The 17,471-nt window shown below is 73.2% G+C and carries 17 protein-coding genes; 9 read left to right on the top strand and 8 right to left on the bottom strand.

Annotated elements, in window-relative coordinates; genetic code table 11:
• The first annotated feature begins 38 nt into the window (after positions 1-38).
• From AC069R_RS17215 to AC069R_RS17205, 3 genes are read left to right on the top strand one after another with little or no spacing between them, the layout of a single operon-like run.
• A complete protein-coding gene (locus AC069R_RS17215; protein WP_478767613.1) occupies positions 39-1,022 on the top strand; it encodes an aldo/keto reductase in 984 nt (327 codons plus the stop codon).
• A gap of 52 nt (positions 1,023-1,074) precedes the next feature.
• The gene (locus AC069R_RS17210; RefSeq protein WP_478767612.1) at positions 1,075-1,572 is read left to right on the top strand and encodes a DUF6328 family protein; all 498 of its coding nucleotides are present in this window, start codon (positions 1,075-1,077) and stop codon (positions 1,570-1,572) included.
• 35 nt (positions 1,573-1,607) lie between these two features.
• Positions 1,608-2,099 carry a GNAT family N-acetyltransferase gene (locus AC069R_RS17205; protein WP_478767611.1) on the top strand — a complete coding sequence of 164 codons (492 nt, stop codon included), beginning with the start codon at positions 1,608-1,610 and terminating at the stop codon, positions 2,097-2,099.
• Positions 2,100-2,112: 13 nt separating this feature from the next.
• Here AC069R_RS17205 and AC069R_RS17200 read toward each other — a convergent pair whose 3' ends face one another.
• The 5 genes from AC069R_RS17200 to AC069R_RS17180 form a co-directional block, all read right to left on the bottom strand.
• The gene (locus AC069R_RS17200; RefSeq protein ID WP_478767610.1) at positions 2,113-2,538 is read right to left on the bottom strand and encodes an SsgA family sporulation/cell division regulator; all 426 of its coding nucleotides are present in this window, start codon (positions 2,536-2,538) and stop codon (positions 2,113-2,115) included.
• Positions 2,539-2,607: 69 nt separating this feature from the next.
• Positions 2,608-3,579, bottom strand: coding sequence for an LLM class F420-dependent oxidoreductase (locus AC069R_RS17195; RefSeq protein WP_478767609.1), 972 nt, complete (start codon positions 3,577-3,579; stop codon positions 2,608-2,610).
• A gap of 532 nt (positions 3,580-4,111) precedes the next feature.
• A complete protein-coding gene (locus AC069R_RS17190; protein ID WP_478767608.1) occupies positions 4,112-5,074 on the bottom strand; it encodes a pyridoxal-phosphate dependent enzyme in 963 nt (320 codons plus the stop codon).
• Positions 5,075-5,093: 19 nt separating this feature from the next.
• The gene (locus AC069R_RS17185) at positions 5,094-5,771 is read right to left on the bottom strand and encodes an AIM24 family protein (RefSeq protein WP_478767607.1); all 678 of its coding nucleotides are present in this window, start codon (positions 5,769-5,771) and stop codon (positions 5,094-5,096) included.
• 52 nt (positions 5,772-5,823) lie between these two features.
• Positions 5,824-6,990, bottom strand: coding sequence for a serine hydrolase domain-containing protein (locus AC069R_RS17180; RefSeq protein WP_478767606.1), 1,167 nt, complete (start codon positions 6,988-6,990; stop codon positions 5,824-5,826).
• 334 nt (positions 6,991-7,324) lie between these two features.
• On the opposite strand from AC069R_RS17180, the gene AC069R_RS17175 reads away from it, so the two are divergent.
• From AC069R_RS17175 to AC069R_RS17165, 3 genes are all read left to right on the top strand, one after another.
• On the top strand, positions 7,325-9,085 hold the full coding sequence (locus tag AC069R_RS17175; protein ID WP_478767605.1) for a M4 family metallopeptidase: 1,761 nt from the start codon (positions 7,325-7,327) through the stop codon (positions 9,083-9,085).
• A 242-nt stretch (positions 9,086-9,327) separates the two neighbouring features.
• A complete protein-coding gene (locus tag AC069R_RS17170; protein ID WP_478767723.1) occupies positions 9,328-10,563 on the top strand; it encodes an SGNH/GDSL hydrolase family protein in 1,236 nt (411 codons plus the stop codon).
• A 103-nt stretch (positions 10,564-10,666) separates the two neighbouring features.
• Positions 10,667-11,533 (top strand): universal stress protein, encoded by an 867-nt coding sequence (locus tag AC069R_RS17165; protein WP_478767604.1) that lies wholly within the window; start codon positions 10,667-10,669, stop codon positions 11,531-11,533.
• Positions 11,534-11,539: 6 nt separating this feature from the next.
• Here the strand turns inward: AC069R_RS17165 and AC069R_RS17160 are convergent, their stop codons facing one another.
• Both AC069R_RS17160 and AC069R_RS17155 read right to left on the bottom strand, forming a co-directional pair.
• On the bottom strand, positions 11,540-12,313 hold the full coding sequence (locus AC069R_RS17160) for an MBL fold metallo-hydrolase (protein WP_478767603.1): 774 nt from the start codon (positions 12,311-12,313) through the stop codon (positions 11,540-11,542).
• 86 nt (positions 12,314-12,399) lie between these two features.
• Complete coding sequence (locus AC069R_RS17155) at positions 12,400-13,029, bottom strand: alpha-ketoglutarate-dependent dioxygenase AlkB (RefSeq protein WP_478767602.1); 630 nt, start codon at positions 13,027-13,029, stop codon at positions 12,400-12,402.
• A gap of 126 nt (positions 13,030-13,155) precedes the next feature.
• Between AC069R_RS17155 and AC069R_RS17150 the strand changes: the two genes are divergently transcribed.
• Positions 13,156-13,785: a TetR/AcrR family transcriptional regulator gene (locus tag AC069R_RS17150; protein WP_478767601.1), complete on the top strand. Its 630-nt coding sequence runs from the start codon at positions 13,156-13,158 to the stop codon at positions 13,783-13,785.
• A gap of 17 nt (positions 13,786-13,802) precedes the next feature.
• Positions 13,803-15,476: an FAD-binding dehydrogenase gene (locus AC069R_RS17145; protein ID WP_478767600.1), complete on the top strand. Its 1,674-nt coding sequence runs from the start codon at positions 13,803-13,805 to the stop codon at positions 15,474-15,476.
• Between the two features lie 2 nt (positions 15,477-15,478).
• Here AC069R_RS17145 and AC069R_RS17140 read toward each other — a convergent pair whose 3' ends face one another.
• The gene (locus tag AC069R_RS17140; protein WP_478767599.1) at positions 15,479-15,826 is read right to left on the bottom strand and encodes a DUF488 domain-containing protein; all 348 of its coding nucleotides are present in this window, start codon (positions 15,824-15,826) and stop codon (positions 15,479-15,481) included.
• A gap of 196 nt (positions 15,827-16,022) precedes the next feature.
• On the opposite strand from AC069R_RS17140, the gene AC069R_RS17135 reads away from it, so the two are divergent.
• Positions 16,023-17,444: a M1 family metallopeptidase gene (locus AC069R_RS17135; RefSeq protein ID WP_478767598.1), complete on the top strand. Its 1,422-nt coding sequence runs from the start codon at positions 16,023-16,025 to the stop codon at positions 17,442-17,444.
• Positions 17,445-17,471: the final 27 nt, after the last annotated feature.

The raw sequence follows: 17,471 nt of genomic DNA, 5'->3' as shown, positions 1-17,471 counted from the left end.
GCCCCGAGCGGCCGGCCGCCGGGTGACAGACTGTCGCCATGGACGAACGTGTAATCGACAGGTCGGGTCAGTGGGCGTCGGTGGTCGGACTCGGCACCTGGCAGCTGGGCGCGGACTGGGGCGACGTGGCCGACAAGGACGCGCTGGCCGTCCTGGAGGCCGCCGCCGAGTCCGGGGTCACCTTCTTCGACACCGCCGACGTCTACGGCGACGGGCGCAGCGAGCAGACCATCGCCGCCTTCCTGAGCGGCCGCCCCGATCTGCATGTGCTGGTGGCCACCAAGATGGGCCGCCGCGTGGACCAGCTCCCCGAGAACTACGTCCTCGACAACTTCCGCGCCTGGAACGACCGTTCGCGGCGCAACCTCGGCGTCGACCGGATCGACCTGGTGCAGCTGCACTGCCCGCCCACCGCCGTCTACTCCACCGACGCGGTGTACGACGCGCTGGACACCCTGGTCGAGGAGGAGCGCATCGCCGCGTACGGCGTGAGCGTGGAGACCTGCACCGAGGCGCTGACCGCGATCGCCCGGCCGAACGTGGCCAGCGTGCAGATCATCCTGAACCCGTTCCGGATGAAGCCGCTGCGCGAGGTGCTGCCCGCCGCCCGCGCGGCCGGGGTCGGCATCATCGCCAGGGTGCCGCTCGCCTCCGGCCTGCTGTCCGGCAAGTACACCAAGGACACCGTCTTCGCCGCGAACGACCACCGCACCTTCAACCGGCACGGCGAGGCCTTCGACCAGGGCGAGACCTTCTCCGGCGTCGACTACGCCACGGGCGTGGAGGCGGCCGCCGAGTTCGCGGCGCTCGCCCCCGAGGGCTACACCCCGGCCCAGCTCGCCCTGCGCTGGATCATCGAGCAGGAGGGCGTCACCACCGTCATTCCCGGCGCCCGCAACCCCGAGCAGGCCCGCGCCAACGCGGCCGCCGCGAAGCTGCCGCCGCTGCCCCCGGAGACGTTCACCGCGATCCGGGACCTGTACCAGCGGCGGATCGCGGAGCAGGTCGAGCACCGCTGGTAGCCGCGCCGGCGCGCACCGTTTGAAGGAACGGCCGCGCGGTTACCTGCTTCCCATGACCGAGGAAGGACGACGCAGCGGGCGCGACGAGAGCGGGGAGGAGCGGGCCGACCGGATGTGGGGTGAACTCATCCAGGAGGTCCGCGTCGCCCAGACGGGCGTGCAGATCCTGTTCGGCTTCCTGCTGACCGTCGTCTTCCAGCCCAAGTACGCCCGGCTGCCCGACATCGACCAGCACATCTACATCGTCACCGTGGCGCTCGGCGCCTGCGCCACCGGCGCCCTGATCGGCCCGGTCTCCCTGCACCGCCTGGTCTCCGGCCGCCGGGTCAAACCCCGAGCGGTACGGATCGCCGCCCGCCTGACCTTCGTCGGCCTGGTGCTGCTGCTGGCCACCATGACCTCGGCCCTGCTGCTCATCCTGCGGGTGGCCACGCGGGACAGCTATGTGCCCTGGCTGGTCGCGGGCGTCGTCGCCTGGTACCTGGTGTGCTGGTACGGCCTGCCGCTGTGGGCCCGGCGCCGGCACACCACGGGCACGGAAAACCGGTAACGGGGCCCGGCGAGCGGGGCGCGTAGGGTCCCGCCATGCCCGAGCTGCGACCGCTGTGCCCCGACCACGCCCCCGCGCTGCTCGCCTTCGAGCGGGAGAACCGGGCGTACTTCGCCCGCACCGTCCCCGACCGGGGCGACGCCTACTTCGCCCGGTTCGGGGAGCGGCTGCGCGCCCTGCTCGCCGAACAGGAGGCGGGCGTCTGCCGCTTCCACGTCGTGACCGGCCCGGACGGGGCGATCCTCGGCCGGATCAACCTCGTGGACCTGGCGGACGGCGGCGCCGATCTCGGCTGCCGGATCGCCGAGCGCGCCGCGGGCCGGGGGCTGGCGACCTGGGCGGTACGGGAGTTGTGCGCGCGGGCCGCCGACGCATACGGGCTGACCTTCCTGACGGCGGCGACCACGCTGGACAACGCGGCCTCGCGGACCGTGCTGGGGCGCACCGGGTTCACCGTGACCGGCGAGACCCGGCTGTCCGGCCGGCCGGGCCTCACGTACCGCCGCTCGCTGACCCACGCCCTCTGACCTCGGCCGGCGTTCATCCCAGGGCGAGGATGTCCGCCAACAGCTCGTCCACCGGGGCCCGTTCGCTGCCCGGCGGCACGATCTCGCGGGTCTCGCGCAGGAACGCGGCGACGGCCGGCGCCCAGGCGTACACCACCGCGCGCTGCCGCCCGCCGTCCGGGCGCGCGTCCCCGAGGAACTCCATGCGCAGCTCGTGCCCCACCCCGGTGCCGGCGGGCCGCAGCCGTACGTCACCGATGCCGACCGGCCTGGTCAGACCCTCGGCGAGCATCTCGCGGTCGAGGCGCCACTGGGCCAGCACCCGGCCGTCGTGCGCGAAGACGGCCGTGACCGCGAACGGGTCGGCGGCGTCGTAACCGAGGTGGACGAGGACCGGGAAGCGGCCGGTGCCGGGGGTGTGGAGCTGCACCACCAGGGTCTGGTGCACGAAGGCGTTCACGCGAGGACCTCCCAGGACGATCGGCGTAGAACCCTCAGGTACCCCCGTTCGCCCTGGTCGAGCACTCGATCAGCCGAACGCCTCCCGCAGCGCGGGCAGCAGGGTCTTCGCCGACCAGTCCAGGAACTCCGGCTGGGTGTCCCCGCCGATCTGCACCAGCGCGACCTCCTCGAACCCGGCCTCGGCATACGGCCGTACGGCCTCGATGAAGTCCTCGGGGTTGTTGCCGCACGGGATGGAGGCGGCCACGTCGTCGGGGGTGACGAACTGCGTCGCGGAGTCGAAGGAGTCCGGGTGGGGCAGCTCGGCGTTCACCTTCCAGCCGAGCCCGAACCAGCGGAACTGGGCGTGGGCGCGCTTGACGGCGGTGTCCCGGTCGGGGTCGTAGCTCACCGGCAGCTGGCCGACGCGGGGCTTGCCGCGGCCGCCGTGCCGGTCGAAGGCCGCCAGCAGGTCGGGCTTCGGCTCGGTCGCGATCACCAGGTCGCCGAGCTGCCCCGCGAGCCGGCAGGACTGCTCGCCGGAGACCGCGATGCCGATCGGCGGGGCCTGCTCCGGCACGTCCCACAGCCGGGCCGACTCCACCTGGTAGTGCCGGCCGTGGTGGGTGACGTGCTTGCCCTCGAACAGCGCGCGGATGATCTGTACGGCCTCTTCCAGCATCTCGTGGCGTACGTCGACCGGGGGCCAGCCGCCGCCCACCACATGCTCGTTCAGGTTCTCGCCCGCGCCGAGCCCGAGCCGGAACCTGCCCTCGGACAGCAGCTGCACGGTCGCCGCCTTCTGCGCCACGACGGCCGGGTGGTAGCGCCGGATGGGGCAGGTCACGTAGGTCATCAGCGGAATCCGCGAGGTGGCCTGCGCGGCGGCGCCCAGCACGGTCCACGCGTAGGGGGAGTGCCCCTGCGCCCGCAGCCACGGGAAGTAGTGATCAGAGATCACCGAGAAGTCGAACCCCACCTCCTCGGCCCCGACCACATGCTCCACGAGCTCCCGCGGCCCGGCCTGCTCGGTCATCATCGTGTATCCGATTCGCACCATGCCCCCCGAGTCCCCGGCCCGACGGCCATGAAAACGGGGGCGGGGCGGCGGCCGAACCGAGGACGAGGGGGCGGGCTCGCGGACCGTCGCGCTTGCCGTAGCACCGACCGCAGACCGGGGGCTCACCGCGAGCCGGTGGGCTTTCCCTGAGCCGATGGGCTTGGGGGAGTCCGTCGGGGTCACCGCGTGGTGAGGCGGCTCCGCGGGCCGGCGGGTCTCCTCGCAGACCGACGGGCCCGCCGGGGAACCGCAGAGTCCGCGCTGGCCGACAGAGATGCCGCGCCGCGGGACGCGAGCAGCGGACCGGCGGGCTTACCGCGTGGTGTGTCCGCCGCGGACCGGCGGCCTCACCGCGTTGTGGTGCGCCCGACGCAGAACCGCACGCCTGCCCTGTCGTCGCGCGCGTTCCGCAGACCGGCATGCCCACCGGCTCGCGGCGCGTCCTCCGCGGACCGGCGCCCCGGCCGCCCGGCCGTGGGCGTGCCGGTCTGTTCGCCGTGAGCCGGTGTGCCCGCGCGGCCCGGTGCCCCGGCTACGCCAGCCCGAAGCGCTTTGTCCAGGCGGTCAGCTCGGGCAGGGTCGTGTTGCCGCCGCAGACCACGAGGCCCAGGTGGGCGTCGGGGCCGACGCGGGAGATGACCTCCCGTGCGGCCGGGAGCAGGCAGCCCGCGGCCGGTTCGGTCCAGAGTTTGGCGTGGGTGGCCAGGTCGAGGCTGCCGCGGACGGCCTCCCGGTCCGGGACCACCAGGACGTCCTCGACCAGCTTGACCGCATGGTCGTAGGTCAGCCGGCACACCGTGGGCGCGCTCAGCGTCGTGACCAGGGAGGACAGCGGGACCGGCACCGGGCCGCCCGCCCGCAGCGCGGCCGACATCGCCTCCGCGCCCGCCGTCTCCACGCCCCACACCCGCACTCCGGGCCGCCGCGCCCGCAGCGCCGCCGCGATGCCCGCGATCAGCCCGCCCCCGCCGATGCTGACGACGACGTCCGTCAGCTCCCCGGCGGCGTCCTCGGCCAGTTCGAGGCCGACCGTGCCCTGCCCGGCGATCACCACCGGATCGTCGAAGGGGTGGACCAGCGTCAGCCCCTCGCCCGCGAGCCGCATCCCCAGCTCGAAGGCGCTGTCCATGCCGTCGGTCAGCCGCAGCGACGCCCCGGCCTCCTCGGCGAGCGCGAGCGAACGCGCGGGCGCGGTGCGGGGCATCACCACGGTCGCCTTCACATCGAGCGCCGCCGCCATCACCGCGAGCGCGATCCCGTGGTTGCCGCCGCTGACCGCGACCACGCCCGCCGCCCGCTCCGCCTCGGTCAGCGACAGCAGCTTCGCCGCCGCCCCGCGCGCCTTGAACGAGCCGGTGCGCTGGAGCAGTTCGAGCTTGGCGGTGACCGGCACGCCGAGCAGCGCGCCGAGCCCCGGACTCGCCACCGTCGGCGTCCGCACCACGTGCGGGGCGATCCGTTCGGCCGCGGCTTCGATCTCGGATATGCCGATCAAGGTGTGCCACCCTTCCCGTTCAGCGCTGCTGCGGCTTGTGCTGGGTCAGCTCGCTCGGGCGTACGACGACCACGCCCTCGCCCCGGAGCATCAGCTGTACCGCCTCCCCGGAGCCGCCGCGCAGTATCGACCCTATCGACTGCGAGCGGTGCAGCGAGGTCTCCAGCGCCTCCGTCCAGCCGACCACCGCGTCCGTGTCGACGTACACCGGCTGCTCCGCCGAGACCGGGATGACCAGCGGATTGCCCTCGCAGACCAGCCCGAGCCGGCCGCTGCCCGCGAGCACGGTGTTGAACAGGCCGCCCGCGGTGACACCCGAGCCCTTCACCGTCCGGATCTCGTACGACAGCGACGGGTCGAAGCACAGCACATGCCGGCCGCCCACCGTGAACCGGTCGCCGGGCTCCAGCTCCACCACGAAGCAGTTCTGCGCCTCGTGCGCGAGCCACACCTCGCCCCGCCCGCGCACCGCCATCAGCGGCAGCCCCTCACCGGTCACCGCGCGCTTGAGCATGCCCCCGACGCCCTGCCCCTTGCGCTCGAAGCGCAGGTCACCGCGGTGGGCGACCATCGCGCCCTGCCGGGCGTACATCTCGCCGTCCACCGCGTACCTGAGGCACTTGGCGTTCTCGACGGACATACCGGGTTCGACGGCCGCCCGCACCAGGTGCCGGCTGGAAAAGAGATCACCCTTCATACGGGCATCCTGACCCGGCGGCACACCTTCTGCCAAGATCGACGCTCGGCGCCTACTCCTTGCCCGCCCCCTCGGGCCACCGCTTGCCCTGCTTCCCGCAGAACGCCGAATCCAGCGCACCCCCAAGCGTGTTGAGCACCTTGCCGTTGTTCGACGTGGTGGCGACGGCCGTCATGCTCCGGCCGCCGTCCTTGGTCGCGAACGCGTACGTGTAGTAGCCCTGCACCGTACCCGTGTGCCCGTACACCGAGATCCCGCAGGACAGATCGCGGCGGCGCAGCCCGAGCCCGTACGCGGTGGTGGCGTCGACCCGGTTCATCCTCTCCATCTCGGCGAGCCGCGCCGCGGACATCAGCTTCCCGCCGAGCAGCGCGCTGTAGAAGGTGTTCAGGTCCCGCGCGCTGGAGATGATCGCCCCCGCGCTCTGCGCCCACGACACCGTCTGCTCGGTGGCGTCCACCAGCGGATCGCCCGCCTTGTCGGGGGTGAGGTAGCCGTGGGCGTGCGCGCCGGGGATCGCGGTGTCGGGGTGCACGTAGAACGTGTCCCGGAGCTTCAGCGGCCCGAAGATGCGGTTCTGGTACTCGGTCCGCACCGAGTGCCCGGTGATCTTCTCGATGAGCATTCCGGCGACCACGAAGTTCGTGTTCGAGTACGAGTACGCCGCGCCGGGCGCGTTGGTGCGCGGGTGCTTCAGGGACAGCGCCACCAACTCGCGGTAGCTGAACACCTTGTTGCGGACCGCCTCGAAGCCGGGGACGCTGTCGGCGAACATGTCGTTCGTGAAGTCGTACAGCCCGCTGCGGTGGCCGAGCACCTGGCGCACCGTGATCCGGTCGTCCGGCAGCAGCCCCGGCAGATAGCGGTTCACCGGCGCGTCCAGCTCCAGTCGGTGCTCGTCCACGAGTTGCAGCAGGACGACCGCCGAGAAGGACTTGGTGACGCTGCCGACGCGGAACCGGTCGCCCGCGTCCATGGCCCGCCGGGTGCCGCGGTCGGCGTACCCGTAGGTCGTCCGGTACACCGTGCCGTGGTCGTCGATCCGGGCCAGCGCGCCCGGCGCGCCCTGGGCCACCGCCGACCGCAGCACCGCGGTCAGACCCGCCGTGTCGGGCGCCGCGAGCCCGTCCGCCGCGGCCGACTTCACCACCGGGACCGCGAGCAGCGACAGCGCGACCGCTCCGAGGACCGCGCTCCTGCTCACCGTGGCTGACACCATCCGGCACCCACTCCCATCCGTACGACTGTCGATGCGACATCGGTCACATTCAGGCCTGGGAACCTAGGGGATCGGGACCACGTCTCCACAGCCGACACACAGTTGGTCATTTCCCGATCACTCTCTGGCGCTCATTTGCAAAGGATTGCCATAGAAGATCGCGAAATGGATCATTCCTGGTTTACGTGCTCATGACTGATCCGTAAGGGTGAGCCTTCGGGGCCCGACCAGCCCCGTGGCGCCGAAGCGCGCCATGTCACAGGGCGGTTGACGGTTCGCGCCGCCCTTCACAGAAGGAACCCTGATCAGATTGCGTAAACCGCACATACGCTCAGTGGCGGTCGCCGTCGCGGTGGCGACGGCCGCCACGGGCCTGGCCGGCACGGCCTTCGCGGGACCCACGACGGGGGAGGCGCGCTCCGTCGCGTCCGTCACCGACAGCGCCGCCGTGGTGACCGCGGCCCGTGCCGCGGCCTTCGCGCACGCGTCCGCGACCGGCGTGTCCACGGGTGACGAACTCCAGGCCCAGGACGTCATGCTGGACCCCGAGGGCGCCCGGCACGTCCGCTTCGAGCGCACCCACAACGGCCTGCCGGTGCTCGGCGGCGACCTCGTGGTCCACCTCGACCACAAGCTCGCCTACACGGGCGTGACCCGTGCCGCCGACCAGACCGTCAAGCCGGCCGCCGCCGCCAAGGCCAAGCTGACCGCCCATCAGGCCGCCGCCAAGGCCGCGCAGGCGGCCAAGGGCGAGGCGGGCACCGCCCAGCTCGTCGTGGACGCCCGCGACGGCGCCTCCGCGCTCGCCTACCAGGTCACCGTGACCGACCAGGACGGCACCAGCACCGTCGTGGTCGACGCCGTCACCGGCAAGGTGCGCAGCAACACGCCCGACAGCGACCAGTTCCTGTCGCCGAAGCTCGTCAAGAGCCTCCAGCGGCAGGGCGTGACGGCCACCCCGAGCACGGGTGCCGCCCGCGCCGCCGCCCTCGGCCGCGCCGACGCCCCCACCGGCGTCAAGTCGGCCTACCCGTCCGCCGCGAACGGCACCGGCAAGACCCTCTACGACGGCAGCGTCGGTCTCACCACCACGCAGACCTCGCGCGGCCACTACCAGCTCGCCGACCCGAGCCGGTACGGCACCGAGGTGCGCGACGCCAAGGGCAAGACCACGGAGAGCTTCGGCGCCGGCACGAAGTTCACCGCCACCACCAACGTGTGGGGCAACGGCACGACCGCCAACCGGGCCAGCGCCGCCGCCGACGCCCAGTACGGCATCACCAAGACGCTGGACTTCTACAAGAAGACGTTCGGCCGCAAGGGCATCGCCGGCAACGGCAAGGCCGCCCACGGCCTGGTGCACTGGGGCAGCAAGGTCGCCAACGCCTTCTGGGACCCGACCTGCACCTGCATGCTCTACGGCGACGGTGACGGGCGGACCTTCAAGAAGCCGCTGGTCGTCCTCGACGTCACCGGTCACGAGCTGACCCACGGCGTGGTGGACGCGACCGCCAAGCTGGAGCCGACCTACGTCGACTCCGACGGCAACCAGTTCGGCGAGCCGGGCGCGCTCAACGAGTCGCTGGCGGACATCTTCGGCTCCAACGTCGAGTTCTACGCCAACAACAAGCAGGACAAGCCCGACTACCTGATCGGCGAGAAGCTGGGCCTGTCGCAGAAGTTCCTGCGCCGCCTGGACCACCCCTCGCTGGACAAGCTCGAAGGCACGATCGACTACTGGTCGCCGGCCGCCTACGACACCGAGGTGCACGCCGGTTCCGGTGTCTCCTCGCACGCCTACTACCTCCTCGCGGAGGGCAGCGGCAAGAAGACGATCAACGGCGTGGCATACGACTCGCCGACGTACAACAAGTCCACGGTGAAGGGCATCGGCCGCACCAAGGCCACCGCCATCTTCTACCGTGCGCTGACCCGCTACATGGTCTCCACCACCGACTTCCACGACGCGCGCGTCGCGACGCTCCAGGCAGCCAAGGACCTGTACGGCGCGAACAGCACCGAGTACAAGACGGTGAACCAGGCGTGGGCGGCGGTCAATGTGACCGCCGCGAACACGCCGGCCGCCAGGCACTGACGGCCCCGCGCACGACCGGATGCCCCGCCCCCGCGCGGGGCATCCGCATGTCCGGGCCCGTGCGGGGCAACCGGACCGTCCGGCGCCGCCGGCGCCGAGGACGAGGACGAGCGGACGAGGAGGACCCCCGGATGACCACCCGCCGAGGTGCGGAGCCGTCCCCGCGGCGGGACCATGACGTGCGTGGGATACGCGGGTACGGCCGCGGGCATCCGGCCGGGTTCCGATGGGCCGGGCGCCTCGTGAACGGCCGGACCGGGCGCGGCCTGTGCCTCGCCGCCGCCCTGCTGACGGCCGCCGCCTGCCAAGCCGGGCCCGCCCGCCAGTCGGTGGGCCTGTCCGGCGCCCCCAGCCGGCCCTCCGGCGTGCTCACCTGGGCGGCGAGCGCCGAACGCCTGGGCGTGGGCGTACCCGGCGCGCAGTACCGGATGATCGTGCACACCAGCGTCGGCGGCAGCGCACCGCGGATCCGCTTCACCAACGCCTTCGGCGACCACCCGCTGACCCTCGACCACGTCTACGCCGGCCTGCGCGCCCGCGGCGCCGCCCTGCGCCCCGGCGGCAACCACGTCGTCACCTTCGGCGGCGCCCACCGCGTCACGGTCCCCGCCGGCTCCGTCGCCTGGAGCGACCCGCTGCCCGGCCGGGTGCCCGCCGGCGCCGACCTCGCGGTGAGCCTGCGCACCCCCGGCGCCGCGGGACCGGCCAGCGGCCACCAGCTGGCCCTCCAGACCTCGTACACGGGGCTGGGTGGCGACCTCACCGCCGGGGACGGTGGTACCCGCTGGACGGGTACCACCGGCTCCTGGTGGTACCTCGACGCCGTCGCCGTACGCCCCGACCGCCCGGCCACCGGTGCCGTGGCCGCGCTCGGCGACTCCCTCACCGACGGCCGGCACTCCACCCCCGACCGCAACCGCCGCTGGCCCGACTACCTGGCCCGGCGCCTGCACACGGCCCGCGGCGCCCTCCAGGGCGTGGCCGACGAGGGCATATCGGGCGACAAGCTGCTCACCGACGGCGCCGGGGACGGCGCCGGGCAGAGCATCGGACACCGCCTGGACCGGGACGTGCTGTCCCAGCCCGGTGTGCGCACCGTCGTCCTCTTGGCGGGCGTCAACGACCTCAAGGACCACACCGGCGTCACCGCGGCCCGACTGATCGCCGGATACCGGCAGTTGGCGCACCGGGCGCACGCGGCGCACCTGTGCGTGATGGCCGCCACCATCACCCCGTTCAAGGGCTGGCCGGAGTGGGACCGCGAGGCCGACGCCGTGCGCCGCGAGGTCAACGACTACCTGCGCACGCGCGGGGAGTTCGACGCCGTCGCCGACTTCGACCGGGCCCTGCGCGACCCCCGCGACCCCGCCCGCCTGCGACCCCGGTACGACGGCGGCGACCATCTGCACCCGGACGACCGGGGCATGCGCGCCCTCGCCGACGCCGTCGACCTGAAGCGCCTCGACTGCGCGCGCTGACTCCCGCCGGGTCCGCTCCGAGGGCCGGGGTACGCGTGGGGCGCGCGGTGCCCGATAGTGGGCAGCAGCGGCACGAACGGTCGGCACCACGAGGAGGCCACGGATGACACGGGCGATCACGGCAGGTCTCGACGGCACGGAGGAGTCCCTGGCCGCGTTGGACTGGGCGGCCAGGGAGGCCGTGCGCCGGGGGCTGCCCCTGCGGGTCCTGCACGCCTGGCGCCACGCGGAGAGGGTCGCCGGGGCCGGCCGGGACACCCAGCGCGGGTGGGTCGAGCAGGGCGTCGCGCAGGCGGTGCGCCAGGTCGCCGGGCGGCATCCAAAGCTCACGGTGAGCGTCGACGTGGTCGAGGAGGACGCCGTGCAGGCGCTGGGCCGCGCGGCCCGCGACGCGGAGCTGCTGGTCCTGGGCTCGCGCGGGCACGGGCCGGTCGTCGGCTTCCTGCTTGGCTCGGTGGGACAGCACGTCATCGCGGAGGTCACCCGGCCCGTGGTGCTGGTGCGCGCCGGCGACCGCGCCGCCCTGGAGGCCGCCGGACGCGAGGTGGTGGTCGGCCAGCAGGGCGACGCCGGGGACAGCGCCGCCGCGCTGCGCTTCGCCTTCGAGACGGCCGCGGCCCGCGGCGCCACCGTTCGTGCCGTGCGGGCCTGGACCCTGCCCCCGGTCTTCGCCTACAGCCCCGGCTCGCTCAGGCTGCTGGACGAGGCCGGGGGCCTGGAGCCGTACGAGAAGCAGGCGCTGGCCGACGCGCTGCGGCCCTGGCGCGAGCGGTTCCCCGCGGTGCCGGTGGCGGAGCAGGTGGAGATGGGCAGCGCCGGGCAGGTGCTGCTGTCGCTCGCCGGCCGCGCCCAGCTGATGGTCGTCGGCCGCCGGGCCCACCGCACCGCCGTCGGCGCCCGCATCGGCTCGGTCGCGCACGGGGTGCTGCACCACGCGGACTGCCCGGTGGCGGTGGTCCCGCACGACTGACCGGCCTCAACTCCGGGCAGGCGTACGGTACTTACGGCCTGCCCGGTCCCGAGCCTGTTCGGCGGCGGCGCGCACCGCGCCCCGGTGGACCGGGCCGTGGCCGGGCAGCAGGGTGTCGCCGTCCAGGCCGGCGATCACGTCCAGGGAGGCCAGCACCTCGCCGCGCTCGTGGTGGAAGAAGCAGGGCAGCAGCTGCGGCCCCTTGACGCGGGACACGGCGTGCCCGCTGACCAGGGCGTCGCCGGAGATCACGATGCCGGCCTCGGGCAGGTGGTAGACGCAGTGCCCGTCGGTGTGGCCGGGGGTGTGCACGGGCACCGGGCGGCCCGGCAGATCGAGCGCGCCCGCGCCGGGGAACGGCTCGGGCGCGGTCACCGGGTGCTGTTCCATGCCGCCGACCTTGATGACGTGCGCGGCCCAGGGCAGCATGCCCGGCCGCCAGGCGTTGCGGACCACGTCGCCGAGAGTGGCCTGGTGCAGGAACTCCCGCCGGGCGTGCGGGACTTCGGCCGGATGCAGGTAGACGGGCGTGCCGTGCGTGGCACGCAGGTACTCGGCGGAGCCCAGGTGGTCGTTGTGCGCGTGGGTGATCAGCACGGCGGAGACCGCCTCGGGCGAACCGCCCACCGCCGCGAGGGATTCCAGGATCCCCGGACGGTCGCCGGGATACCCGGTGTCGATCAGGGTGAGGTCGCTCCCGTCCTTCAGGATCACCCAGTTGACGTTGTTGCCGTGCACCAGGTAGGTGCCGTCGGCGACTTGGTGTACCTCTGCCCGCATGGTCTCTCCGCGCCCGAGTGCCAGTGATCGTCGGGAGGACAGCCAATCAGATCGTTCACCGGGGGGCCGCAAGGGGGTGGGATGCCTCAGCGCACGCCGTGCGGCCGGAACTGGATGCTGATCCGGGGTCCCGCCGCCCGCGCCGTCTTGGGCACGCAGTGCTCCCAGGTGCGCTGGCAGGAGCCGCCCATCACGATCAGATCGCCGTGCCCGAGCGGCCGCCGTACCGTTTCGCCACCCCCGCCGGCCGGGCGCAGCAGCAGATCGCGGGGCTCGCCCACGGAGAGGATCGCGACCATGGTGTCCTGCCGGGCGCCCCTGCCGATCCGGTCGCCGTGCCAGGCCACGCTGTCCCGGCCGTCGCGGTAGAAGCACAGCCCGGCGGTGGCGAACGGCTCGCCCAGCTCCTCGGCGTAGTGCCGGGACAGAGCGGCACGGGCCTCGTCCAGGACCGGGTGGGGGAGGGGGTCCGCGGCGCCGTAGAAGGCGAGCAGGCGGGGTACGGCGACCACGTTGTCGTACATCTTGCGTTGCTCGGCGCGCCAGGGGACCTCCGCCGCGAGCCGTTCGAACAGGGCGTCGGCGCCGGTCAGCCAGCCCGGCAGGACGTCGATCCAGGCACCGGCGCCGAGCACGGTGCGGCGCAGGCCGCCGAGGGGGCCCAGGCGCAGCTCGTCGGTCTGGTCGAACAGGGAGCCCTGGAGGTGCGTGGCCATGAGGCCAGCGTACTCCTTATTCGAAAAGCCGTTCTAATACGATCATCGGCTCACAAGCCGGGGCTGGCTCCTCTTTCGATACATCGGTGTATCGGATACATTCCCGTATCGAACGGAGGTGCCGTCATGCGGGAGACCGCCAAACGCGTCACCCGGCGCCGGGCGGAGACCCGCGCCCGGCTGCTGGACGCCGCGTTCCGGGTGTTCGCGGCCAAGGGGTTCGGACGGGTCTCCATCGAGGAGGTCTGCGAGGCCGCCGGGTACAGCCGGGGCGCCTTCTACTCCAACTTCGCCACCCTGGACGAGCTGTTCTTCGCCCTCTACCAGGAGCGCGCCGACCTCATCGCCGCCCAGGTCGCAAACGCCCTCGCCGAGGACGGCCCCGAGCTGGACGTACCGGCCGCCGTGGACCGCGTCACCGAGGTGCTGCTGCTCGACGTGGACTGGCTGCTGGTGAAGACCGACTTCCTGGTGCACGCGGCCCGTGACCCGCGGGTCGCCCGCGTCCTGCTCGGCCATCGCGCCCGGCTCCGGGAGGCCGTCGCCGACCGCCTCTTCCGGGCCCGCGGCCACACCGCGCTGCCCGCCGTGCTCGGCGACACGGCCGGCGCCGCGCACGCCGTCGTCGCGGCGTACGACGGCGTCACCACCCAGCTCCTGCTGGACAAGGACGTCGGACACGCCCGTCGCTGGCTCAAGCAGCTGCTCACCGCGCTGCTCACGGACGGCACCGCCCCCGCCACCTCCACCCACTGAGGAAGGACCCCCACGCCATGGACGCGGACGTCATCGTCGTCGGAGCGGGCCTCGCCGGCCTGGTCGCCGCCCACGAACTCACCCGCCGGGGACGCCGGGTGGCCCTCGTCGACCAGGAGAACGCCGCCAACCTCGGCGGCCAGGCGTACTGGTCCTTCGGCGGCCTCTTCCTCGTGGACTCGCCCGAACAGCGCCGCATCGGCATCAAGGACTCCCTCGACCTGGCCTGGAGCGACTGGCGCGGCAGCGCGCGGTTCGACCGGACCGAGGACGAGGACTCCTGGGCGGTGCGCTGGGCCCGCGCCTACGTGGAGTTCGCGGCCGGCGAGAAGCGGTCCTGGCTCCAGGGACACGGCATCGAACTGCTGCCCACCGTCGGCTGGGCCGAGCGCGGCGACCTCAGGGCCGACGGGCACGGCAACTCCGTGCCCCGCTTCCACATCGCCTGGGGCACCGGCACCGGAGTGGTCGAGCCCTTCGTCCGGTATGCCCGGCAGGCCGCCCGCGACGGACTGCTCGCCTTCCACCACCGCCACCGGGTGGACGAGCTGGTCATCGAGGACGGCACCGCCCGCGGCGTGCGCGGCACCCTGCTCGCCGCCGACGACTCCCCGCGCGGCGTCGCCTCCAGCCGCGAGCGCGCCGGCGACTTCGAACTCACCGCCCAGGCCGTCGTCCTCACCACCGGCGGCATCGGCGCCGACCACGACATCGTGCGCCGCTACTGGCCCGCGCGGCTCGGCACACCCCCCGCCCGGATGGTCACCGGCGTCCCCGCCCATGTGGACGGCCGGATGCTCGACATTAGCGCGGCGGCCGGCGTACGCCTGGTCAACCGGGACCGGATGTGGCACTACACCGAGGGACTCCAGAACTGGGACCCGATCTGGCCCGGCCACGGCATCCGCATCCTGCCCGGCCCCTCCGCCATCTGGCTGGACGCCCTCGGCCGCCGGCTGCCCGACCCCTGCCTGCCCGGCTACGACACCCTCGGCACGCTCAAGTACCTGCGCACCACCGAGGACATCGCGGGCTACGACCACTCCTGGTTCATCCTCACCCGGAAGATCATCGAGAAGGAGTTCGCGCTCTCCGGCTCCGAGCAGAACCCCGACATCACGGCCAGGGACCGCAAGGCGGTGGTGCGCGCCCGCGTCCTCGGCAAGGGCGCGCCCGCACCGGTCCGGGCATTCCTCGACAAGGGCGCCGACTTCGTCACCGCGGACAGCCTGGAGCGGCTGGTCGAGAAGATGAACCGCCTCGCCGGACAGCCGCTGCTGGACCCGGCCGGGGTGCGCCGCCAGATCGAGGCCCGCGACCTCCAGATCGCCAACCCCTACAGCAAGGACTCCCAGATCCAGGGCATCCGCAACGCCCGCCGCTACCTCGGCGACCGGCTCGGCCGGGTGGCCGCGCCGCACCGCCTGCTGGACCCGGCCGCCGGCCCGCTGATCGGCGTACGGATGCATGTGCTGACCCGCAAGACGCTCGGCGGCATCCAGACCGACCTCGACTCGCGCGCCCTCTGCGCCGGCGGCGCGCCGATCGAGGGGCTGTACGCGGCCGGCGAGGTGGCCGGGTTCGGCGGCGGCGGGGTGCACGGCTACAACTCCCTGGAGGGCACCTTCCTCGGCGGCTGCCTCTTCTCGGGCCGCGCCGCGGGCCGGCACGCGGCCCGGCACACCGGCTGACCTCAGCCGCCGAGCAGCTCCAGGAGCACCTGGGCGTGGCTGCGCTCCGGGGACTTCGCCGCCGTCAGCAGCGTCACCGGGCCCTCGCGGACCGACTCCCGCAGGCCGTCGAGCAGCCCGGCGGCCTCGGGGGCGGCCAGCTCCGCCTCGTACCGGGCGCGGAACTCGTCGTACGGCCCGCCGCCGTGGAACCAGGCGCGCAGCTCCGCCGAGGGGGTGAGCCCCTTGGGCCACTCGTCCACGTGCGCCGCCTCCTTGGCCACACCGCGCGGCCACAGCCGGTCGACCAGCACCCGCAGCCCGTCGCCGGACTCGGGCGGTTCGTAGATCCGGCGCACCCGCACGCTCACGATCGGGCCCTTCCTTCGCGACAGCGGCCACTTTCCGCGAGCGTACTGCGGGCAGGGGCAGGATGCCGGTCGGCGGTCCGGCCCCGACCACCCTCGGCCGGCCGGAACGACAAGAGGGGAAAGAGGGGAGACCCGAGGACACCGGCGCCTCTAGTCTGTGGGCCAGTCGATCAGCAGCCACCTCCGAGGAGCGCACGTGACGTCACCCCGCAGACAGCCCGCACGCCGTCGTACCACGGTCCTCGGCCGCAGGGCGGTGCTCGCCACCGTGCCCGTCGCCGTGGCAGCGCTCGTCGGTGCCGCCGGACCGGCCGGCGCGGGCACCACCGGCGCGGCCGGCGCGGGCGACCCGTACTTCCCGCTCAGCGGCAACGGCGGCTACCACGTGCGCCATTACGGCCTCACACTGAGCTACCACAGCGGCGGCCGACTGGACGGCACCGCGGTCCTCACCGCCCGCGCCACCCAGCCGCTCACCCGCTTCGACCTCGACCTCTCGGGGCTGACGGTCGACGGCGTCACGGTCGACCGCGCCGCCGCGGGCGTCAAGCGCTCCGGGCAGGAACTCGTCGTCACCCCGCGCCACGCCCTGCGCACCGGCCAGGACTTCGAGGTCACCGTCGCCTACCACGGCACCCCCAAGCCCGTCACCGACCCCGACGGCTCGGCGGACGGCTGGATCCCCACCGACGACGGCGCGTTCGTCGCGGGCGAGCCGCAGGGCGCGATGACGTGGTTCCCGGCCAACGCCCACCCCAAGGACAAGTCGTCGTACGACTTCACGATCACCGTGCCCCGGGGCCGCACCGCCGTCGCCAACGGCGCCCTGCTCGGACAGCGCACCGCCCAGGGCCGGACCACCTTCCGCTGGCGCGAGACCCAGCCCATGGCCGCCTACCTCGCCACCGCCACCATCGGCACCTTCCAGGTCACGCAGTACACCACCCGCGACGGCATCCGGGTCTACAACGCCGTCGATCCCCGCGAGGCCAGGGCCGCGGCCCCGGTGCTCGAAAAACTCCCCTCGGTCCTGGAGTGGGAGAGCAAGCTGTTCGGGCCCTACCCGTTCAGGTCCGCAGGCGCCATCGTGGACCACGCGGACGTCGGCTACGCCCTGGAGACGCAGACCCGCCCGCTCTACGACTCCGCGCCCGACATCGACACCCTCGTGCACGAGAGCGCCCACCAGTGGTTCGGCGACTCGGTGTCGCTGACCTCCTGGAAGGACATCTGGCTCAACGAGGGCTTCGCCACCTACGCCGAGTGGCTCTACGAGGAGCAGCACGGCGGCGCCAGCGCCCAGCAGACCTTCGACGGCCTCTACGCCCGCCCGGCGGGCAACGACCTGTGGGCCTACCCGCCCGGCGACCCGGGCAGCGGCGCGAACATCTTCGGCACCCCGGTCTACGACCGCGGCGCCATGGCCCTGCACGAGCTGCGCAAGGCGGTCGGCGACCGGACATTCTTCGCGATCCTGCGCGCCTGGGCCGCCGGACACCGCGACGGACACGGCACCACCGCGCAGTTCGTCCGGCTCGCCGAGCAGAAGTCCGGCAAGCCGCTGGACTCCCTGTTCCACACCTGGCTGTTCACGAAGGGCAAGCCCAAGAAGGCCTGAATTCTTACCGATTCCACATAACCGTCC

The organism is Streptomyces sp. NPDC043952 (assembly GCF_056435325.1).
Note: the sequence above shows the minus strand (reverse complement) of the source record. Positions and strands in the feature narration are given on the sequence as shown.